The sequence below is a fragment of the Alienimonas californiensis genome, assembly GCF_007743815.1.
Lineage (GTDB): Bacteria > Planctomycetota > Planctomycetia > Planctomycetales > Planctomycetaceae > Alienimonas > Alienimonas californiensis.
On record NZ_CP036265.1, the window covers coordinates 2,637,131 to 2,657,518 of the forward strand.

17 protein-coding genes are annotated in these 20,388 nt (G+C 71.5%); 8 read left to right on the forward strand and 9 right to left on the reverse strand.

Annotated features, from left to right (window positions below):
* Positions 1-130: 130 nt before the first annotated feature.
* On the reverse strand, positions 131-892 hold the full coding sequence (locus CA12_RS10365; protein WP_145361429.1) for an ATP-binding cassette domain-containing protein: 762 nt from the start codon (positions 890-892) through the stop codon (positions 131-133).
* Positions 893-966: 74 nt separating this feature from the next.
* Positions 967-2,292, reverse strand: a complete 1,326-nt coding sequence (locus tag CA12_RS10370; RefSeq protein ID WP_145358879.1) for a glycosyltransferase 87 family protein — start codon at positions 2,290-2,292, stop codon at positions 967-969.
* A gap of 343 nt (positions 2,293-2,635) precedes the next feature.
* Here CA12_RS10370 and CA12_RS10375 point away from each other — a divergent pair, with 343 nt between their 5' ends.
* On the forward strand, positions 2,636-4,138 hold the full coding sequence (locus CA12_RS10375; protein ID WP_242688199.1) for an arylsulfatase: 1,503 nt from the start codon (positions 2,636-2,638) through the stop codon (positions 4,136-4,138).
* Entirely contained in the window at positions 4,135-5,211 is a 1,077-nt protein-coding gene (locus CA12_RS10380) for a hypothetical protein (RefSeq protein WP_145358880.1), read from the forward strand. The genes CA12_RS10375 and CA12_RS10380 overlap by 4 nt, the downstream gene beginning before the upstream one ends.
* Positions 5,212-5,275: 64 nt before the next feature.
* Here CA12_RS10380 and CA12_RS10385 read toward each other — a convergent pair whose 3' ends face one another.
* Both CA12_RS10385 and CA12_RS10390 read right to left on the reverse strand, forming a co-directional pair.
* The gene (locus CA12_RS10385) at positions 5,276-5,821 is read right to left on the reverse strand and encodes a hypothetical protein (RefSeq protein ID WP_145358881.1); all 546 of its coding nucleotides are present in this window, start codon (positions 5,819-5,821) and stop codon (positions 5,276-5,278) included.
* Positions 5,822-5,973: 152 nt separating this feature from the next.
* Positions 5,974-7,182 (reverse strand): trans-sulfuration enzyme family protein, encoded by a 1,209-nt coding sequence (locus CA12_RS10390; RefSeq protein WP_145358882.1) that lies wholly within the window; start codon positions 7,180-7,182, stop codon positions 5,974-5,976.
* Between the two features lie 111 nt (positions 7,183-7,293).
* Here CA12_RS10390 and CA12_RS10400 point away from each other — a divergent pair, with 111 nt between their 5' ends.
* Entirely contained in the window at positions 7,294-7,968 is a 675-nt protein-coding gene (locus CA12_RS10400) for a Uma2 family endonuclease (protein WP_145358883.1), read from the forward strand.
* Positions 7,969-8,071: 103 nt separating this feature from the next.
* Here the strand turns inward: CA12_RS10400 and cysK are convergent, their stop codons facing one another.
* Together cysK and CA12_RS10410 are read right to left on the reverse strand one after the other, a co-directional pair.
* Positions 8,072-9,028, reverse strand: coding sequence for a cysteine synthase A (cysK, locus tag CA12_RS10405; RefSeq protein ID WP_145358884.1), 957 nt, complete (start codon positions 9,026-9,028; stop codon positions 8,072-8,074).
* Positions 9,029-9,072: 44 nt separating this feature from the next.
* A complete protein-coding gene (locus CA12_RS10410; RefSeq protein WP_145358885.1) occupies positions 9,073-11,022 on the reverse strand; it encodes a trypsin-like peptidase domain-containing protein in 1,950 nt (649 codons plus the stop codon).
* Between the two features lie 459 nt (positions 11,023-11,481).
* Between CA12_RS10410 and CA12_RS22020 the strand changes: the two genes are divergently transcribed.
* Entirely contained in the window at positions 11,482-12,636 is a 1,155-nt protein-coding gene (locus tag CA12_RS22020; protein ID WP_165700678.1) for a hypothetical protein, read from the forward strand.
* A 2-nt stretch (positions 12,637-12,638) separates the two neighbouring features.
* Positions 12,639-16,580, forward strand: coding sequence for a cytochrome c biogenesis protein (gene ccsA / locus CA12_RS22490; protein ID WP_145358886.1), 3,942 nt, complete (start codon positions 12,639-12,641; stop codon positions 16,578-16,580).
* Positions 16,581-16,677: 97 nt separating this feature from the next.
* Here ccsA and CA12_RS23225 read toward each other — a convergent pair whose 3' ends face one another.
* From CA12_RS23225 to CA12_RS10425, 3 genes are all read right to left on the reverse strand, one after another.
* Positions 16,678-16,776: a 50S ribosomal protein bL37 gene (locus CA12_RS23225; RefSeq protein WP_369299128.1), complete on the reverse strand. Its 99-nt coding sequence runs from the start codon at positions 16,774-16,776 to the stop codon at positions 16,678-16,680.
* 183 nt (positions 16,777-16,959) lie between these two features.
* Positions 16,960-17,985 (reverse strand): DHH family phosphoesterase, encoded by a 1,026-nt coding sequence (locus CA12_RS10420; RefSeq protein ID WP_145358887.1) that lies wholly within the window; start codon positions 17,983-17,985, stop codon positions 16,960-16,962.
* Positions 17,986-17,993: 8 nt separating this feature from the next.
* Positions 17,994-18,998, reverse strand: coding sequence for a bifunctional riboflavin kinase/FAD synthetase (locus CA12_RS10425; protein ID WP_165700679.1), 1,005 nt, complete (start codon positions 18,996-18,998; stop codon positions 17,994-17,996).
* A 96-nt stretch (positions 18,999-19,094) separates the two neighbouring features.
* Here CA12_RS10425 and CA12_RS10430 point away from each other — a divergent pair, with 96 nt between their 5' ends.
* From CA12_RS10430 to CA12_RS10440, 3 genes are all read left to right on the forward strand, one after another.
* The gene (locus tag CA12_RS10430; RefSeq protein WP_145358889.1) at positions 19,095-19,661 is read left to right on the forward strand and encodes a hypothetical protein; all 567 of its coding nucleotides are present in this window, start codon (positions 19,095-19,097) and stop codon (positions 19,659-19,661) included.
* A 97-nt stretch (positions 19,662-19,758) separates the two neighbouring features.
* Complete coding sequence (locus CA12_RS10435) at positions 19,759-19,983, forward strand: twin-arginine translocase TatA/TatE family subunit (RefSeq protein ID WP_145358890.1); 225 nt, start codon at positions 19,759-19,761, stop codon at positions 19,981-19,983.
* Between the two features lie 75 nt (positions 19,984-20,058).
* Complete coding sequence (locus CA12_RS10440; protein WP_145358891.1) at positions 20,059-20,367, forward strand: Sec-independent protein translocase subunit TatA/TatB; 309 nt, start codon at positions 20,059-20,061, stop codon at positions 20,365-20,367.
* Positions 20,368-20,388: the final 21 nt, after the last annotated feature.

The following is a 20,388-nucleotide window of genomic DNA, read 5'->3' on the forward strand; positions in this document are numbered from 1 at the left end:
CGCCCGGCGAGCGGGGGGCGTAAGCCCCCTGAGTCATCATGCGTGACGGGACGCTCAGGGGGCTGACGCCTTGCGCTCGCGCCCTCAGGGGGCTGACGCCCCCCGCTCGCCTGCGGGTTTGTGGGGAGACTCATCCCGGCAGGCCCCGCTGGGCGGTGACGAAGCGTTCGACGAAGCGGTCCGCCGGGGCGTCCCGCAGGTCTTCGTAGGCCCCCCGCTGGGCGACGCGGCCGCCGGAGAGCAGCACGAGGTCCGGGCTCATGCGGGCGGCCTCGGCGAGGTCGTGGGTGACGATCACCACAGTCTTCTTCAGGGAGGCGAACAGTTCGGCCAGTTCGCCCTGCAACTCGTCGCGGACGATCGGGTCCAGGGCGCCGAGCGGTTCGTCCATCAGCAGGGCGTCGGGGTCGCAGAAGAGGGCCCGCAGCAGCCCGATCCGCTGCCGCTGACCGCCCGAGAGCCGGGCCGGGCGGCGGTCCAACAGATCAGGATCGAACCGGCAGAGCATGCAGAGGGTATGCAGCCGGGCCTCGATGCGGTCCGTGCCCCAGCCGAGGTGCCGGGCCAGCAGCGTGGCGTTGCCGCGGGCGGAAAGGTGCGGGAACAGGCCGCCGTCCTGGATGACGTAACCCACGCGGTGCCGCAGGGCCCGCAGCGCCGCGGTGTTGTCGGGCGGCAGGGGATCGCCGTGGGCGGTGACGACGCCATCGTCCGGACGGAGCAGGCCGATGAGCAGCCGCAGCACCGTCGACTTGCCGCACCCGCTGGGGCCGATCAGCGCCGTGGTGCGCTTCGGTTCGAAGGTCAGCGAGAGCCGATCCAGCACCACCGTCGGCGCCGTCCCGCGACGGCGCCCCCCGAAGCTTTTGGTCACGTCGGCGAGGGCGAACACGCTCGGACGGGGGGAAAGAGGCAACGGGACGAAATCGGAGAGCCGCGGCGGCCAACCGGACAAGGGAGGTTTTTTCAGTGCTCGCCGACGGATCTGGCCATGGCCCGCCGGTCCCGGATCAGCAGCCGGCCGGTCGCCCACAGCACGAGCAGGGTGCAGGCCGTGTGACCGCCTCCGCTGCGGACGACCTCCGCCGCATAATCGCCCACGACATCCTTAGCTGGCAGCGGACCGAGCACGAGCAGAACCGCCGTGAGCAGCACGTTCGTCTTGTCACGCGGCGTCATGATCAGTCGAGCCGCGACAACGGCCAGCCCCGGCAACAGCAGGCAAAAGTGTTGCGTACTGCTCATCGGGGACAGCAACAGCATTCCGCACAGGACCAGCGACAGCTCTGCCAGGCACCGCAGACCCGGCGTGAGACGGTCCGACGTCGCGGTGACGTCCGGCGGGACTGTGGCGGCCAGAGGCTCGGCGGGGCGATCGTCGCGCCGCGGCCGCCACCCGCACCACGCCAGCCAAGCGATTACGGCGGCTTGCGCCGCCAACGTGAGTCCGCGGGTGACGCCGGGTGACGCCAGGATCAGTTGAACCGGGACATGTTCGGCCTCGGTCGGAGCGGACGTCAGCCGCGTGAGGGTCCCGGTCAGGCTCTGGTTCAGCGGGTTCCACCGGGTCCAGGCACCCGGCACGTTCGGAGCCACGCCGGCGGATACCGGGCGGACAAACCGTTCGATCCAGGTGAACACCCAGGGACCCCCCGCCGGATTACGGAACAGCAGGTCCGGCAGGATCGTCGTGGCCGCCCCGACCGCCGTCATCGCCGCCGCTGCCCTCCAACGCCGGCGGAGCAGGAAGAAGGGCAGGGCCAGTAGGGGCGTGGCCTTAAGGGCGGCGGCGAGCCCGCAGGCAGCGCCTGCAGCCCCGTCGCGGCCCCGGGTCCACCATACGGCTCCGGCCGTGAGTAGCGCCAACAGAATCAGATCGTGGGACTGATATTGCAGCGGCGACAACACGAACCGCGCGGCCAGCAGCGCGGTGAGCCCCCCCCACGCCCACACCCGCCGCCGAGCTTCCGCAGTTCGGCTCTCCCCCGTCTCCGACGCGACCTCCAATGCCAGCGTGACCGCCGCCTTGACCGTCCAGAGGATCCCGCCAAGCAGGAACAGATTCAGCGACCACCAAGCCCATCGCTGGCCGAAGTCGTCGAGCGGTAGCAGCGGCAGGGCGGCGAGGACCAGTGCCGGCGGATAGCTGAATGAGGGTACGTCCGCCGGGTCGTAGAAGTCGCCGCCGGCCACGGCCCGAGCCGCCGCCCGCGTGTAGACGGGCAGATCGCCCGGTTTGTCACGCGCCGCCGCGGCCGCGGCGCCCAGCAGGGCCGCCGCCGCGATCCACAAGGCGATCGCTCCAGCCCGGCCGACTCTGCGGCGCCGCAGGGGGGCAGGGGCGCTGGCGGACGAGGTCTCGGTGGACAGGGGCGGGCGGAGCTTCGGACGGGCAGTTTTCCAAAGGTTTTAGAATCGCATGCGACCGGCCCGCAAGGCCGCCGCCCGACGGTCCGCCCGCGTTGCCGCTATTTGAGTTTGAGAAGGAACCTGGTCGCGACGAAACGGACCGGCCGGTTCCGATGAGGTGACGTCCGCTGCGACCCCTCGGTAGGTTGGAGCGGTCCATGCCCGCCGGAGCGCGCCCGTGTCGTCGTCCATCCAGTCATTCTTTCTTTTGGTTCGCCGGTCGTCCGTGGCGGTTCTGCTGACGCTTGGCGCGGCGTCGCTGTGTCTCGGCTCCGCTCTCGCCGCCGATCCGGCCGACGCCGGTTCCGCGGCGAAGCCGAACGTCGTCTGGTTCATGGCGGACGACCTCGGCTACGGGGACGTCGGCGCCTTCGGGGCGACCGCGGTACCCACGCCGAACATCGACGCCCTCGCTGCCCGCGGGATGAAGTTCACGGACTTCTACGCCGGCAGCACCGTGTGCGCCCCGAGTCGCAGCGTGTTGATGACCGGCCTGCACACCGGCCACACCCCCATCCGCGGTAACGCCCGCGTGCCGCTGGCCGATGGGTACGTCACCGTCGCGGAGACGCTCCAGGACGCCGGCTATCGCACCGGCCTGTTCGGCAAATGGGGTCTGGGCGAACCCGGCAGCGAGGGCGTGCCCACCAAGCAGGGCTTCGACGAGTTCTTCGGCTATCTTAACCAGCACCACGCCCACAACTATTACCCCGCGTTCCTGTACCGGAACGAGGAGGTCGTCCCCCAGCCGAACGTCGTGCCGGCGGGCGCCGCGGGCCGCGAACCGCGGTTCGGCGTCGGCTACGCCGCCAAGAAGGGAGCCTACAGCGCCGAGGTGATCCACGAGGAGGCGTTGCAGTTCGTGGAGAACTCCGCCAAGGGGCCGTTCTTCCTCTACTACGCCAGCACCCTGCCTCACGCAAACAATGAGGCCCGCCGTCGGCCCGGCGGCGGGTCCGAGGTGCCCGGCCTGCAATACGACACCGAAACCGCCGACCGCTACCTGCCGGACTATGGCGCCTTCGCCGACCGCGACGACTGGGACGACGCCACCAAGGGCCAGGCCGCGATGATCGCCCTGCTGGACAAGCAGGTCGGCGAACTGGTCGCGAAGATCGACGAACTGGGCCTGACCGAGTCGACCCTGATCCTCTTCACCTCGGACAACGGCCCGCATAACGAGAGCGGCCACGACCTGGACCAGTTCGACGCCAACGGTCCGCTGACCGGCCTGAAGCGCACCCTCACCGAGGGCGGCATCCGCGTGCCGACCATCGCCTGCTGGCCCGGCCACGTCCCCGCCGGCACGACCAGCGATCACGTCGCCTACTTCGGCGACTTCTACGCCACCGCTGCCGACCTCGCCGGCGTCGAGCCGCCGCCGGGGTTGGACTCGATCAGCTTCGCCCCCACGCTCCGCGGCTACCCCGACCAGCAGGAGCGGCACGACCACCTCTACTGGGAGTTCTACGAGCAGGGCTCCAAGCAGGCTGTCCGCAAGGGGGACTGGAAGGCGATCTTCCGCCCGCTGGGCTCCCAGACCCCGGCCCTGTACGACCTGAGCACGGACCTCGCGGAACAGCACGACGTCGCCGCGGAGCATCCGGAGATCGTCGCCCAGATGGTCGCGATCGCCGCCGCGGAGCACGTGCCCGATCCGCAGTGGAAACCCAGCGGCAAGGTCTCGAACCCGACTGGACCGAAACGCGGCAAGGGATCGACCCGATGACACCGGCCCTGCTCGCCGCCGCCCTGCTCGCCGGTTCCCCGACCGCAGCGACCCCCGCCGTCCAACTGGGGGGGCTGTTCGACGGCCTGTTCGGAGACGCCGAGCCGGTCGACGCCCCGGAGCGTCCGGAGAGCGGCAGCGGGCTGACGGTCGAAAGCGCCAGCGGCCCGGCGTTCTCCGAATCCGGCAGCGGCCTGGGGGCACGGTTCGACGGCCGCCCCGGCGCCGCGGCGCCTGTTCAGAGCGGCAGTGGGGTGCGGTTTGAAAGCGGCAGCGGCCTCCGCCGCGGCTTCGATCCATTGCCAGACGGGGCCTACGACAACCCGCCGCGGTTCCGTGGCGAATCCGGCAGTGGCACGCAGAACGGGGGGGTAAGCCCCCCGCCGATCTTCTGGGACGGCGACAGCTGGATCCGTGCCACAATCCCGCCGGACGGTTCGAGCGAATCCGGCAGTGGCGTCGAGTCCGGCAGCGATCCGTACGGCGGGCGGCCGAACCCGTTCGGGCGGCCGTCCGAGCGGTTCTCGGGTGCCCCGGGGGTGATCGCTCCCCCGCCGCGGCCGCGGACGGCGGAGCCCCGCAGCCGGGCCGAGTTCGGCGGTGGGTTCGACCCCAACGAGCTGCCCCCGCCGAGCGACACGCCCCCGCCGCCCGGAGGCGACGCCCGGGTGCATGCGTTGCTGGTCTCGCTGGGCTGGATCGCCGCCCTGGTCGCCGGCGGGATCGCCGGCTATCTGCTGGGCCTCTCCCGCGGGGCGGAGCGGCGCCGGCGGAGTCTGGAGCCGCGGCAGCTCGATCTCGCCGGGGAGGTCGCGGAGACGGCCGATTCGCTGCTGGCCGCCGCCAATGCCGGGGAGGCCGGCCGCTACGAAGCCTGCGTGGACCGCCTGCGGGAGCGGGTCGGCCGCACCGCCGTGCTGCTGGACGACCGCTCCGCCGGCGCCGTGCGGGAACTGGTCGCCGCCGCCACGACCGGTTCGCCGACCGAGCCGCAGGTCGACCGCGACGTCCGCTTGCAGACGGCCTACGACGGCCTCGTCCACGCCCTGCGCCGCAGCGTGCGCGGCGGGTAGGGTTCGCTCTGCGAACCGTTTCCAGCGCGTCGCCGATCGCTCTGCACGGTCCGCGGAGCGGACCCTACGCGGCGAGCTTTTCCCACTGCTTGCGGACCTGTGCCAGGCCGGCGCCGCAGACTTCGAACTCGTCCGCCAATCGGAGGAGCACCGGGCCGTCGGCTTCGTCCGGGGGAGCGTCCGCCGCGGTGCGGTAGGCGGCCTTGCCGAGCGACGACACGTCCAGCAGCGCGTCGGCGGTGTTCCGGCGCTTCAGACGCTCCGGATAGACGCCGGTCAGGAACAACGCCACGTCCCCGGCATGACGAAAGCCGTCCCGACGGGGACGGCCCTCGCGTTGATCGGCTTCCTGAAGCATCCCGGCCACCTGCTCGATCCGGGCCCCGTCCGGCGTGCGGAGCCGGAAGATCGCGTCCCACTGGGTGAATCGCACCAGCAGGTCGCCGAGGTAGTCCGTCAGGGACGGGTCCGCCATCCCCAGTTCCGTCTGGAAGGTGTTCTCGACCAGCCCGGCGAAGAAGCGCTTGAGGGCGTCCGCCCCGGCGACGATGCGGGATTCCGGACGGTTCCCGGGAGCGGGGGTCCCGGGGGGCGGCGAAGGGGGCGACATCGGCGGGACTCCGGTTTGGGGCGTGAGCCTTCACGACGGAACGCAGCGGGCGCAGCCTCAACCGTAGGTCCGGGCGGCGGGGGCGGTCAATCCGCGTTTCCCCCACCATGAGTCACGCCGAGGCCCGGCCGGGCCTCGGCGTGACGATCGGCTCAGGCCTTGGCGCTGGCCGCTTCGAGGGCCGCGCCGATGTCGGCGATCAGGTCGTCGGCGTCCTCGATCCCGACCGACAGCCGGATCAAATGCTCGTTGATCCCCCCGGCCCGGCGGGCCTCTTCGCTCATGCTGGCGTGGCTCATCAGGAAGGGGTACTGCCACAGGCTCTCGATGCCGCCCAGCGACTCGGCGAGCATCACCAGCTTCGTGCCGGTCAGCGTGTTCTGGGCGAACCGCATGTCGCCGGCGGTCTCGAAGGAGAGCATCGCCCCGAAGCCGTCCTGCTGGCTCTTCGCCAGTTCGTGCCCCGGGTGGCGCCGCAGGCCGGGGTAGTGGACCTTCTCGACGGCGGGGTGCTCGAACAGGAACTGGGCGACGGCGAGGGCGTTTTCCTCGTGCTTCTTCATCCGCACGCCCAGCGTCTTCACGCCCCGCAGCGTCAGCCAGCAGTCGAACGGGCTGCCGCCCAGGCCCAGGGCGTTGCAGGCGAAAGCGATTCCCTTGGCGTACTCCTCGCTGCCGGCGACCACGGCGCCGCCGATCACGTCGGAGTGCCCGTTGATGTACTTCGTGGTGGAGTGCACCTCGACGTCCACGCCCAGTTCGATCGGCCGTTGCAGGGCCGGGGAGAGGAACGTGTTGTCCGCGATCGTGAATAGGCCCTTTTCCTTGGCCACTTTGACCAGCGCCCGCACGTCGTGGACGTTCATCAGCGGGTTGGAGGGCGTTTCGATCCAGAGGGCCCGGGTGTTCTCGGAGACTGCCGCGGCGACCTCGTCCGGGTCGGACAGGTTCACGAAGGAGACGCGAATCCCCCGCTTGGGCAGGACGTCGTGGAACAGGCGGTAGGTGCCGCCGTAGATGTCCCGGCCGGCGATCATGTGATCGCCGCTGTTGAGCAGGTGGCAGGCGAGGTCGACGGCGGCCATGCCGCTGCAGGTCACCCGGCAGTCGACGCCGCCGCACAGGCTGGCGAGGTTCTCCTCGAGCGCCCGGCGGGTGGGGTTGGCGCTGCGAGTGTAGTCGTAGCCGCGGTTGGTCCGCACGTCGTCCCAGACGAACGTGCTGGTCGGGTAGATCGGCGTGGTGGCGCTGCGGTACTGCCCGTCCTTATCGACGCCGGTGTGCACCGCCCGGCTGGCGAAGCCGTATTCGGAGTAATCCCGCCCGGAGGGCGGGTTGGTGTGCGGGGCGGAGTCGGCCATCGGACGAGCGAGCGGAAGGGAGTATGCGGGGCGGCATTGCACCGGCGAACCGCCCGGTCCGCAATGCGGTAGACTGGACGCAGCCCGACTCCCCCCGGTTCACGCCGTCCCATGAACGCCGTTCTGCAGTCCGCCGCGACCGCCCCGCCGGCCTGGCCGGACCGCCTCGACCCCGACGCCCCCCCCGCCGCCCTGCCGCGGATGACGCGGGAGGAATACCTGGCGTTCGACAACGCGGCAGTTCGCACCCGTTACGAATGGGTCGACGGAAAGGTTCGACTGATGACCGGCGGAACGTTCAATCACGCCCTGGTCGGGATGAACCTCGTGGCCATTCTGAACGCCGCTCTCCGCCCGCTCCGGCATCAGGGGGGACCCAGCCTCGCGGCCTTGGGGCAGACTATGCGGACGCGGATTCCGGACGGGCCGTACTACTATCCAGACGCGGTCGCGGGACCGATTCCGCCGGTTCTTGAAGACGACGGGCAGAACACGCTCCTCGATCCCGTGTTGATTGCCGAGGTCCTTTCCCCCTCCACCGCCCGCATCGACCGCGGGGAGAAGCGGCGGGAGTACCTGCGCATTCCGACGCTCGAAAACTACCTGATCGTTCAGCCGAACCTCCGCGAAGTCCTCCGCCTCACCCGCGACGCCTCGTCTCCCGAGAACCCGCGCTGGGCGGAGAAGCGGTTCCGCGACGAGGACGTCGACTTGCCGCGGTTCGGCGTGACGCTGCCGATGGCCGCGCTCTACGAAGACTGCACCCTGGGCGAGCGGATCGCCTGACCCGGCGAGCAGGGGGCGTGAGCCCCCTGAGTTTGCCGCCGTGAGCACGCTTCGAGCACGCACTGAGAGCGCACAGGGGGCTGACGCCCCCCGCTCGCCTTCGTCAGGAGGCGCTGGCGAGTTGCGGTTCGTCGCGGAAGGACTCGAACAGCGGGGTGGTCATGTAGCGCTCGCCGAGGTCCGGGAGGACGACGACGATCGTTTTGCCCTTGTTCTGAGGCTGCTCGGCGATCTTGATCGCCCCGGCCATCGCGGCGCCGCAGGAGATGCCGCAGGTGATGCCCTCCTCGGCGGCGATCCGCTTGGCCATCTCGAAGCTCTCGTCGTCGGTCACCTTGACCACCTCGTCGACGAGGCTCACGTCGAGGTTCTTGGGGATGAAGCCGGCGCCGATGCCCTGAATCTTGTGCTTGCCGGGGGAGCCGCCGGAGATGACGGGGCTGGTCTCCGGCTCGACGGCGACGCTGTGCAGGGGCGTGCCGCGTTCCTGTTCCCAGTAGCGGCTCACGCCGGTGATGGTGCCGCCGGTGCCGACGCCGGCGACGAAGATGTCCACCTTGCCGTCGGTGTCCTCCCAGATCTCCGGGCCGGTGGTCTTCTGGTGGATCTCGGGGTTGGCCGGGTTCTCGAACTGTTGGGGCAGGAAAGCGCCGGATTCGTCGGCGATCTCCTGGGCCTTGCTGATGGCCCCTTTCATGCCGTCGGCGGCGGGGGTGAGGACGAGGTTCGCCCCCAGCGAGCGGGCCATCGCCCGGCGTTCGAGGCTCATGCTCTCCGGCATGCAGAGCGTCAGTTCGTAGCCGCGGGCGGCGCAGACGAACGCCAACGCGATGCCGGTGTTGCCGCTGGTCGGTTCGACGACCTTCATCCCCGGCTTGAGCACGCCGCGCTTCTCGGCGTCCCAGATCATGTTGGCGCCGATCCGGCACTTCACGCTGTAGGCCGGGTTCCGGCCCTCGATTTTGGCCAGCACCGTGGCGCCGGTGTGGGCGGCCAGTTTGTTGATCCGCACCAGGGGCGTTTTGCCGATGGCCTCGGAGTTGTCGTTCAGGATCGGCACGGGGGGGCGCTCCGGCGGTGCGGGGTCGGTGATGCGAAGCCGGATTATCGGCGAATCCGCCGCGGGCGACAAACCACCGGCCGGCAGAACGACGCCGGGGCGTCGCCGTGGGTCCGCACGATCCCGTTGCCCAGCCGCAGCGGGGCGACAGGCGCCTCGGGGGCCGACGCCGCCTGCGCGGCCGTCGGCTGGTACAGGCTCGTCTCGACCGCTCCGCCGGCGGCGTCGCCCTGCAACAGGGCGAGCGTCCGCTGCGTCGCCTGGTTGATGACCACGATCCGCGTCGGCCCGCCCTCCGGGCCCAGCGGGCGGATGATGCAGGTGATCTCGGACCCGCCCGCGGCGCCCAGCACATCGGCGACGGCGGCGGAGCTTTCCCGGGTGGCGGCGGGGCGGGCCGCGGCGGCCGACGGGTCGACGGCGGCGGTGCGGGCCGGGGCGGCGGTCGGGGCGCCCTCTTCAAACAGCGCGTCCATCCAGACCTCCGCGGCGGGATTGTCGGTCGCGGCGCCGTCCTCGGCGTCGACGGCCTCGGCGCCGGCGAACTGCGGGGCGGCCGCGGCGGCGCCGGGCGAATCGAAGCCGGACTCGGGCGAAGCGGCGGGGGCCTCGCCGGGGGTGGAGCCGGCCGGGGGCGGCTTCAGGGCCGTCAGACCGTGCTGGTCCAGCAGGGCGTTGATCGGCTCGATCGCGGTGTAGATGCCCTCCGGCGGGTCTTCGCTGCGGCTCCAGACCACGCCCATAAGCCGGCCCGCCCCGTCAAAGCACCCGCCCCCGCTGCGGCCGAGCTGCGGCTGGCCGGTGCAGCTGAAGTTCTTCGGCCCGACGCAGGCCGGCACCCGCTGCACGCGGTGGCCCTGGCGGGTCGGCTCCTTGCCGCCGTCACAGCCGACGCTCACCACCTTGTCGCCCGGGAACACGCCCGGCGGGGCGAGGGCGCTGGCGGGCACCGTGGTCGGACACTGCACCGCCAGCAGGCCGACGTCGCTTTTCTCGTCGAACCCGATCAGCGTCGCCGGCCAGGCATGGGGGGCACCGTCCGCGAAGGTTTCGACCTCGATCCGCCCGCCCGGCTGATGGCTGCGGAAGATGTGCCCGCAGGTCAGCACGATCGCCCGACCCGGGCGGCTGGCGATCACGGTGCCGCTGCCGTAGTTCAGGCCGGCGTCGTCGAACACCTGGATGCGGGCGACCGTCTTCATCGGGTCCCGCTCCGGCGAGACCGGCGGGGCGTCGACGGCGGCGGTGCGTTCGTAGCCGCCGGAGGGCGCCGCGGGGGCGGCGCCGGGTTCGTCGGCGGAGGCGAAGCCGCTCGGGTCGGCGTCGGCGAACGGGTCGTCGATCGTCTTCGGGCCGTCCGACTCCTCCTGGCTTTTCTTGAACTTCAGCCAGTCGAAGAGGCCGCGATCGGACTCCGCGGCGCCCTGCTCCCGGCCGCCGGTCAGTTGGAGGGGAACGTCCGAGGGCTCGGCCGGTCGGCGGGGGGTCTCCGGCAGGCGTTCCGGCTGGCGGCTGCGTTCGGCCCGGGCAATCTCGGCGGCGTTGGCGGTCATGGCGCTGGTGAGGCGGGTCCGCAGCCGCTGGGCGACGCCGTAGCCGTCGCCGCCGGGCACCCCGCTGCTGCGATGCACTTCCTCCCCGTTCACCTCCAACAAAAACGTCGGGGCGCTGTTCACCCCGAACCGCTGGGCGAGGTCCGGCCGGCTGTTCAGGTCGACCTTGAAGATCGGCAGGCCGTCCGCGTGCATCCGCTCGATAAACGGCCGGATCGTCTGGCACGGACCGCAGTTGGTCATCGTGAACCAGATCAGTTTCACGTCCCCTTCGCCCTGCCCGGCGAAGGCCGCGGTGCGTTCGGGGTGGCTGAGGCGATTCGGGACGACGGGCTGTTCCGGCGTCGCGGCCTGATCGGCGGCGAGGGGGTCGGGGCCGGCGTCGGCCGGCGGCCCGGCGGAGGCCAGCGAGAGCGCCGCGGCCGCCACGAAGAGCGGCACGGCGCGGGCTCCCCGGCGACTTTTCACCCCGGCAGGGGTCGCCCCGGCGTGGGGGCGGGGAGCGGAGACGGTTGTGCGGTCGAACACCCGGGCGGCCTCTTGCCGATGGGTTACGGTGGAAAAGCCCGGCGGCTGGGCGGGGCGGCCGGGTGTCAGAACGACAATCCCCCGGCGGGCGATTGTGAAACTGACAGGCGGCGGCCCACGCGGCGGCGGGCGGAACAGCGGCGGCGTCGTGCGTTCGCGGTCCGCACCGACCTGTTGCGAACCGCGTGCCAATCCGCGTGGCCCGTCGAAAAACGCCTCACCCATCGGGCGATGCCGGTCAATGTGCCGCGGCGGCGGGCCGCCCGGCGCCCTTGGGGGCGTTCCCCGGATACAATCGTCCCCCCTCCCCCCGTCGTCGCCCCGCGTCCGGCGGGCGGCGGCCCCGCCCCACGCTCTCACCCGTCTTCCGCCGTGCCGTTGCGGTTCGTTCTACCGTCGCTCCCGCGTTCGCCCCGCACGCTGCCGGGGGCGCTCCTCGCCGCGACGCTGCTGACCGGGTGCGGGGAGGAGGAGGACCCGATCGCCGTCTACACCGTCCCGGCGCTGGAGCAGACCGACCCGGCTGCTGTCCCCGCGACGCCGCCCGCCGCGACGCCGCCCTTCGCCCCCTTCGCCGGCGGGGCGGCCGGCGGCGGGATGACCGGCGTGCAGACGCCGGACGAACCGCAGCGGCTGCTCGGGGCGATCGCCACGGCTCGCGCGGACGACGGGGCCCTCTGGTACTTCAAACTCAACGGCCCCGTCGCCGCGGTCGAGGCCGCGGAGGAAGACTTCGGCGCCTGGCTCGAAACCGTCACCTTTGCCGACGGCGAACCGACCTGGACGACGCCGGAGGGCTGGACCGAACAGCCCGGCAGCGGCATGCGGGCGGCGACGCTGCTGACCCCGGACGGCACGGAGGCGACGGTGATCCGCCTCGGCGTCAGCGGCGATCTGGACGAACGGATCGACGCGGACGTCGAGCGCTGGCGGGGGCAGGTCGGGGCGACCGGCGACGCCGGGACGGTGGAAGAGGTGACGCTCGCCGACGGGTCGACGGCTCAACTCCTCAGCGTCTCCACGCCGGCGGGGGCGATGGGCGGCGAAACCGCTTCATCATCTCCCGCGAAACCGCAAGCGTCTGTGAAGCCGCCCGCGGAGGCCGTGCCGTTTGAGTACAAGCGGCCGGAGGGGTGGAGCGACGAACCGGCGCCCGCGACGGCGCGGCTCGCGTTTGCCACGGGCGACGGCGAGGACGCGGCCCGGGCGACGATCAGCGAGTTCCCCGCCGGGGCGATGGCCCTGCCGGACCTGGTGGGGATCGTCGCGGAGCAGTCCGGAACCGGGGCGTGGAATCCGCAGGAGGACGCCGGACCGATCACCGTCGGCGGGGCGGACGCCGTGCGGATCGAGCTGCCCGCCAAAGAGGACGGGCCGACGGTCCTCGCCGCCGCCCTGACCCGTGGCGAGTCTCTGTGGCTGTTCAAGCTGATCGGCGACCAGGAGGCCGTCGCCGCCGCGACCCCCGCGTTCGAGGCGTTCCTCGCCGACGTGCGGTTCACCGACACCAACAACGAAGGCGAATGACGATGGCCGACGATCGACCGTTCGCCGACCCGCCCCCCGCGGCCACGACCGCTCCCCGGACCGCCCGGCCGGGGCGGGCGCCGGACGCACCGCCCGCCGTGCTGGCCGCGCTGGCCTCGTTGCGGATCACCGTCACGCTGTTGGGGCTCAGCCTGTTCCTCGTGCTGGCCGGCACGCTGGCCCAGGTGAACAGGGACATCTGGGACGTGGTGCACGGCTACTTCCGCTGCTGGTTCGCCTACGTTCCGCTCCGCGATCTGCTGCCGCAAACCTGGTTCGGCCCCGGCACGCCGATGAACTGGGACGTGGACTCGATCCGCGGCGGCTTCTGGTTCCCGGGCGGCTGGACGCTGGGGCTGGGGCTGGCGATCAATCAGGTCGCCTCGATGCTTACCAAATTCAAGGTGAAGGCCTCCGGGACGACCCTGTGGGCCGGGCTGGCCGTGACGGCCATGGGGGCGGCGATCACCTGGGCGGTGGTGGTCTCCGGCATGAGCGGCGGGGCCACGCAGGACGTGCCGCTGCTAGGCTTCGCGGCGATGTGGAACCTGTTTCGCGTGTGCGTCGCCGCGGCGGGCATCGGGATGAGCGTCTGGACGCTGCGGTTGCTGGCCGACCCGGTCCGGCGGCGGGAGCCGGCCACGATCCTGATCGCCGCGGGGGCGGTCGGCGGGCTGGCGCTGGCCCTGTGGGCGCTGTTCCAGGGGGCGGTCTCCGACGGCAGCGCCCGGATCCTGTGGAACCTGATGAAGGCCACCTTCGCGGCCGGCGTGCTGCTGGCCGGGTTGCTGCCGATCTTCGGCCGGCAGGGCGGCACCTTCCTACTGCACTGCGGCCTGTTGATGTTGCTCGGCAGCGAGTTCTACACCGGCGTCGTCGCCCGGCAGCCCACGCAGGAGGCGTCCATCTTCCTGCGGGAGGGCGACCGCGCGGATTACCTCACCGACGCCCGCAGCTTCGAACTGGCCCTGATCACGGAGACCCCCGAGGGCAACCGGCACGCGGTCGTCTCCGGCGACGAACTGCTCGCCGCCCTCAAGGAGGAACGCACGATCGACGACCCGCGGCTGCCGCTGGCCGTCACGCCCGTGGAGTTGTTCGAGAACGCCCGGTCCGGCCGTCCGGCGGACGAGGACGCGCTCTCAGCCCTCGACGACGCCCCCGGCGGCGATCCGGGCTACACGCTGGTCGAAGTGGCCAAGGGCGTGGGCGTGGGCGAGACCGCCTCCGCCCAGGACCGCCCCGGCGGCCTGTTCCGGCTGACGGGCAAGGACGGCGAGGTCCTCGGCGAGACGCTGCTGTGGACGGACAACGTCAGCCTGAGAAACCTGCTCGACCCGATCCCCGTGGTCGTGGAGACCGAGGACGGCCCCGTCCGCCTGCAACTGCGGTACACCCGCAAGTACCTGCCCTACACGGTCGGGTTGAGGGCGGTGCGGGCGGAGATGTACCCCGGCACCACCACGCCCCGCACCTACGAGAGCGACCTGGAGATCACGCCGATCCCGGGCCGGGCCGACGACGACGCCGGCGAACCGTTCGCGGCGTTCATCAAGATGAACAACCCGCTGCGGTACAGTGGGCGGACTTTTTATCAGCAAAACTTCTATGGGGCTTGGCCCGGCGGACCGGCTTGGCAAGGCGGGCCGATCTCGCCGCCCCAGCCGGAGGGCACGGGCCTGCAGGTCGTCACGAACGACGGCTGGATGGTGCCCTACGTCGCCTGCATGGTGCTGGCCGTGGGGATGCTGGCCCAGTTCTGCATGAGCCTGGTCCGGTTCCTCGGCCGCCGCGGGCCGGTGACGGTCCCTGAGGCCGCGGCGGCGAACCGGGACGAACCGACCCCGGACCCGGCGGACGAACCGGGAACCGGCCGCTGGGGCTGGGTCTTCCCGGCGGTCGTGGTTCTCGTACTGGGCGGCTACGCGATGTCCAAGTGGCGGGCGCCGGAGCCGTACGTGACAGCCGACAAAGCGGCGACGGCCGGCGTGGGCTTCGATCTGGACGCCTTCGGCAAGATCCCCGTGCTGCACAACGGGCGGGTCAAGCCGATCGACACCGTCGCCCGGAACGCCTTGAAGGCCATCAACGGCAACAAGCAAACCTTCGACACCGCGACCAAAGCCACCCCGGCCCAAATCGCCGACGGGGCGGACCCGGACCAGCCGGTCCTGACGAAGTCCCCCGCCCTCCGCTGGTTCCTCGATCTGATCGCCGACCCGCCGGCGATGGCGAACCACCGGGTGTTCCGCATCACGAACCCGCAGGTCCTGAGCACCTTCGGTCTGAAGCCGCGGGAGGGGCTGACCTACGCCATCGGCGAGTTCCCCGACGACTTCTCCGCGACGCTCGGTCAGCGCATCGACGACATCCGCGGCCCCGAGGGGCAGGGCGAACCGAAGACCGCGGACGACCGGGCATTCGTGCAGCTCGCCCAGCAGTTGGGGGTGGTGAACAGCCTGCTGATCTCCTTCGACCCGGAAGCCTCCGTCCCGCCGGGGGCCTCGCTGGCCGTTTACGCGCAGCGGTACGCCCGGCTGTGGGACGACGGCCAGGCTCCGCTGGCCGTGCCCCGCGGCCCGCGGTGGGAGACGCTGGCCCACGCGGACCTGCAGGAATCGACCGAGGCCGGGATGATGCCCGTGTTGAATCAGGCCGGGGTCTCCCCGGAGCGGTTCGTGAACCGGCTGGAACCGGGGTCGGAACCGATCCCCGGGTTGTCCGCGACGCTGACGCCCTCGGAGTTCGACGGCGAAGTCGACCCGGTCGTCGAGGCTTGGCGGGACCTGCGGACGGCGTGGAAAGACGACGAACCGCGGGCCTTCAACCTCGCCGTCAAACGGGTCCGGCAGCGCGTCGTCGAGGCCGACGAGGAACGCCGGGCGGAGTTCGACGTCGCCCGCTCCGATCCGCCGCTGGCGACGGGGGCGGTCTCCTTCGAAGCCTGGTTCAATCACGCCGCCCCGCTGTGGTGGTGCTGGCTGCTGTACCTCGTGGCGACGGTGTTCACGCTCGTCGGCTGGGTGCTGGTGCCGGTCGGCTGGGGCGTGCCGCCGCGGCGGGCCGCGTTCTGGCTGATCCTGTTCACTTTCGCCGTCCACACCGTCGCGCTGGCGGGTCGCATCTACATCTCCGGCCGACCGCCGGTGACGAACCTCTACTCCTCGGCCGTGTTCATCGGCTGGGGGGCGGTGGGCCTGGGGATGCTGATCGAACGCCTGTACGGCTGGGGCGTGGGGAACGCGCTGGCCTGCGTCGGCGGGGTCGGCACGCTGCTGATCGCCCACTCGGAGCCGCTCTCCAAGGGCGACACCTTCACCGTGCTCCAGGCCGTGCTGGACACCCAGTTCTGGCTCGCCACCCACGTGGTGACGATCACGCTGGGCTACGCGGCGACGGGGGTGGCGGGGATTCTGGGCCTGTTCTACGTGCTCGGCGGGCTGTGCTCGCCGGCACTGGCGACGGTCGTCGGCCGACCCGGCACGCGCTCCGCCGGGCAGGACCTCGGCCGGGCGCTGGCGGGGATGATCTACGGCGTGGTCTGCTTCGCCGCGCTGCTGAGCCTCGTCGGCACGATCCTCGGCGGCCTCTGGGCCGACGACAGCTGGGGCCGGTTCTGGGGCTGGGACCCGAAGGAGAACGGCGCCCTGATCATCGTGATCTGGAACGCCCTCGTCCTGCACGCCCGCTGGGGCAAGCTGGTGGGCGAGCGGGGCCTCGCGGTGCTGGCGATCGCTGGCAACCTCGCCGTCGCCTGGAGCTGGTTCGGCACGAACGAACTCGGCGTGGGCCTGCACAGCTACGGCTTCACCGAGGGCGTCCTGATGACGCTCCTCTGGGTCGCCGTTGTGCATCTGGCGATCATCGCCGCCGGCGCCGCGATCCCCCGGACGCTGTGGTGGAGCGAGAACGCCCGCAAGATCCGCGACGCCCGTCGGGTCTGACCGGCACCTTCGGAAGGGCGCATGCATAACGCCGAGGCCCCGCGGGGCCTCGGCGTTATGACGTCGTCTTCAAGACAAAGTCTTCAAGCTCAGACGCTTAGGTCTTGATCGCCCGCCGCTTTTGCTTGCGGGCTTTGCTGCTGGCGGGGCGAGAGCCGTGGTGGGCTTTCTTGAGCTTGCGCTGGGTCTTGGCCATGACGTGACAAGTCGAATGCGGGGAGGCGGAGGGACAGTCTACGTCGGCTTCAACGATTCGTCACCTGCAAGACCATTTACCAGCCCGACGCGCAAGCGTCGACCGTGCGTTCACAGCGACGGAGGCGTGAATTACTGGCCTACGAGGCCGACGCCGACGCTTGCGCGTCGGGCTGGTATCCCGTCAGCGGCAGCCGAGGGCGTGTTCGAAGGCGAGCCGGACGCGTTCGGCGGCGAGGTCCAGCGGGCCGGCGATCATCGCGCCGGAGGCCTGCCGGTGCCCGCCGCCGCCGAAGGAGGCGGCCAAAGCGCTCACGTCGCAGCCGCCGCGACTGCGAAACGACAACTTCACCCGGCCGTCCGGCTGTTCGACCGCGACGAAGGAGGCCTCCGTCCCGCCGACCCGCAGGCAGTCGTTGGCGAGCCCCTCGGTGTCCGGCGGGCGGCCGCCGGTGCTGGCGAATTCCGCGGCGCCGACGGTCGTGTAGGCCAGTCGGCCGTCGCAATCGATCCGCATCCGCCGGCGGCCCTCACCGCTGAGCAGCAGGCTCTGGATTGACTGTTCTTCGTAGAGCTTGCGGTACAGCTCCGTCGGGTCCGCGCCGGCCTCCATCAGCCGGGCGGCCAGCCGCATCGTCGAGGGGCGGGTGTTGCTGTGTCGGAACCAGCCGGTGTCCGTGGCGATCGCGACGAACAGCGGGGTGATCGCCGCGGCCGGAAGCGGCAGGTCGAGGGCGTCGGCCATCTCCGCGACCATCGCCCCGGCGGCCTCGGCGGAGGTGTCGCGGAAAACATGGGCCCCGATCGCTTCGAGGTCGTCGCTGGCCTGATGGTGGTCGATTACCACCCGCGTCGCCCCGGTCCGTTGGAAAACCTTCGCCAACTCACCGAGCTGCACGAACGAAGAGGTGTCGACGACCAGGTGCAGGTCGTGGTTCTCCACAAAATCCGCCCCGGCCGCGGCGCCGGTCTCGCGGCCGGCCCCCTGCCGCGGGAACGCGGCGATGCGGCCGTGCGGGTCGAGGAACGCCAGATTGTCCGGCGCCGCGGAGGGGTTCACGATGGAGACCGTTTTGCCCATCGCCTCCAGGATCGCGGCGAGGGCCAGTTCGCTGCCGAGGGCGTCGGCGTCCGGCCGGGCGTGGCTGGTCAGGGCCACGCGGTCCGCCGCGTCGAGAAGGGGGCGCAGCGGTTTCCAGTCGACGGGCATACGGGATGTTAGCCCGATTCGCCCTGCGGTGCCGCCATGACGAGCTGACGAGTTTTCGCCACGTCGGCCCGCACCTGTCGTTTCAGTTCGTCCGCGTCGGCGAAGGCCCGCACGCCCCGGACCCGGTCCAGCAGCTCGACCGCCAGCCGCCGGCCGTAGAGGTCGCCTTGGAAGTCCAGCAGATGGGCCTCCGCGGTGGGCGGGCCGGCGTCGAACGTCGGCCGCGGACCAAGGTGCAGGGCCACCGGGTAGGTCACGCCGTCCACCGTCGTCCGTCCCGCGTACACGCCGGGGGCGGGGGGGAGCACGTCCAGTTCCGAGAGGTTCGCCGTCGGGAATCCCAGCGTGCGGCCGCGGCCCTCGCCGGTCACCACGGTTCCGGCGAGGCGGTGCGGGCGACCGAGCAGCCGGTTCGCCGCCGTCAGTTCGCCCTCGGCGATCAGCGCCCGGATGCGGGAGGAGGAGACCGGGGCGTCGTCGATCGACACGGCGTCCACCGTTTCCACGGTCCAGCCGTGCGGTCGGCCCCAGCGGCGGAGGGTCGAAACGTCCCCCACCCGGTCCTTGCCGAAGCGGAAGTCACCGCCCTCCACCACGCCGACGGCCCCGAAGGCGCCCAGCAGCACGCGCTCGAAGAACTGCCCGGCGCTGTGGGCCAGCAGGTTCCGATCGACCGGCAACCGCACCACCGCGTCGGCCCCGCCGGCCCGCAGCAGCTCGGCCCGGCGATCGTGGGTGGTCAGCAGGGCCGGGGCGAACTCCGGCCGCAGCACCGCGACGGGGTGCGGATCGAAGGTGACGGCGACCGCCGGCACGCCGCGCTTCGTCGCCAGCCGCTTCAGTTCGGAGAGAATCGCCGCGTGGCCGCGGTGGACGCCGTCGAAGTTGCCGACGCTCAGCAGCCCGCCGCGGGCCTCGGGCGGGACGGCGATCGTCCAATCGGCCGGCGCGCCGCCGTTCGCGTCTTTGTTTCCCGAACGCTCCGGGTCCGCGGATGCGTCGGCGCGGGCCATGCGGGAAACGGACGGGCGGAACGGGGCGGCGCCGGGGGCGAACGACGCCGGGCGGCGGTTGTGGCGGAAATCGGGGGGTCGCATCATAGCGGAACCATGTCCGATTCGACCCCGCCCGCCGATCAGTTGTTCCTCGCGCTGCTGGAGACCGCCCCGCCGACGGTCGCGGGGTTCGTCCGGCCGATCCTGCCGCCGGAGGGTTCGGGCGAATCCCTCGGCGACCGCGTCGGCGAGACGACCCCGGAGGGCGAGGCGATCCTGCCACGGCTCCGCGAAACGCCCGGCGACCGCCTGCTGCCGGAGCGGCCCGGCAAACCGGCGGAGCTAGTGAAGGCGGGCCTGCTGCTGCTTCACGGGGACCTCGACGCGTCGCATCGGATCTCCCAGGCGTACGAGGGCGACCGCGACGCCGACGCCTGGCACGCCCTGATGCACCGGCTCGAAGGCGACTACGGCAACAGCGGGTACTGGTGGCGGCGGGTCGGCGCGCACCCGATCTTCGCGGACCTCGCCCAATTGGTCGGCGAACCGGCGTGGGACCCGCAGGAGTTCACCGACCGCCTCCGCCGCGCGCTGCGGGGCGGGGACGAGGCGGAACGGGCGGCGGTGCGATCCGTGCAGGCGGCGGAGTTCGCCCTGCTGTTGCAACATTGCGAACGATGACAGGCGCTTCCGGCGGCGGACCCTTCACCCGGGGCGGTCGGGGGGAGTAGAATGCTCGTCCCGCCCCGTCCGCGTCCCGCTCGCGAATCCTCCCGCCATGTTCCCGCCCCCCCTCGCCTTCGGCATGCCCGGTCTGCCGGAGATGGCGATTTTCGCCGTCATCGTGCTGGTGTTGTTCGGCAAGCGGTTGCCCGGGGCGATGCGGTCGCTGGGCCAGAGCGTCGGCGCCCTGAAGCAGGGCCTGAACGAGAGCGAGGCCCTGGACGACGAACCGGCCCCGCCGGCCGTCAAGCCCACCACCAAGACCCCCACCGCCGCCTGATTCGTTAGGCGACCCCGGTCTCGTTTTGCGATTCCGGCCCCGCGTTCCACCAGATTCCAGACAGCGAGAAGTTCGATGCCATTTTTCGGCGGGGGTATCGGCGCCCCGGAGCTGCTGATTTTCGGCACGATCGCCCTGCTGCTGTTCGGCAAGCGCCTGCCGGAGGTGGCCCGCAGCCTCGGCCAGGGCGTCGGTCAGTTCAAGAAGGGGCTGAGCGGCCTGCAGGAGGAGTTCAATAAGGCCTCCGAGCCGCCGCCGAAGAAGAAGCCGGAACCGGCCGCGATCGCCGCGACCGCGGACGATGACCGCGAAGAGTGGTCCGCCCCCGCGTTCAGTCCCCCGCCCGCCGAGGCGGCGACCGAGAAACAGCCGGAGCACGTGTGACGCGGCCCTGGCGCCCGCTTC

Bases quoted from the DNA above. Each gene is read 5' to 3' on its own strand.
- CA12_RS10435 (WP_145358890.1), top strand. From the start codon at position 19,759: ATGTTCCCGCCCCCCCTCGCCTTCGGCATGCCCGGTCTGCCGGAGATG.
- CA12_RS10385 (WP_145358881.1), bottom strand. From the start codon at position 5,821: ATGTCGCCCCCTTCGCCGCCCCCCGGGACCCCCGCTCCCGGGAACCGT.
- CA12_RS10430 (WP_145358889.1), top strand. From the start codon at position 19,095: ATGTCCGATTCGACCCCGCCCGCCGATCAGTTGTTCCTCGCGCTGCTG.
- CA12_RS10425 (WP_165700679.1), bottom strand. From the start codon at position 18,998: ATGGCCCGCGCCGACGCATCCGCGGACCCGGAGCGTTCGGGAAACAAA.
- CA12_RS10420 (WP_145358887.1), bottom strand. From the start codon at position 17,985: ATGCCCGTCGACTGGAAACCGCTGCGCCCCCTTCTCGACGCGGCGGAC.
- CA12_RS23225 (WP_369299128.1), bottom strand. From the start codon at position 16,776: ATGGCCAAGACCCAGCGCAAGCTCAAGAAAGCCCACCACGGCTCTCGC.
- ccsA (WP_145358886.1), top strand. From the start codon at position 12,639: ATGGCCGACGATCGACCGTTCGCCGACCCGCCCCCCGCGGCCACGACC.
- CA12_RS10400 (WP_145358883.1), top strand. From the start codon at position 7,294: ATGAACGCCGTTCTGCAGTCCGCCGCGACCGCCCCGCCGGCCTGGCCG.
- CA12_RS10390 (WP_145358882.1), bottom strand. From the start codon at position 7,182: ATGGCCGACTCCGCCCCGCACACCAACCCGCCCTCCGGGCGGGATTAC.
- CA12_RS10440 (WP_145358891.1), top strand. From the start codon at position 20,059: ATGCCATTTTTCGGCGGGGGTATCGGCGCCCCGGAGCTGCTGATTTTC.
- CA12_RS10380 (WP_145358880.1), top strand. From the start codon at position 4,135: ATGACACCGGCCCTGCTCGCCGCCGCCCTGCTCGCCGGTTCCCCGACC.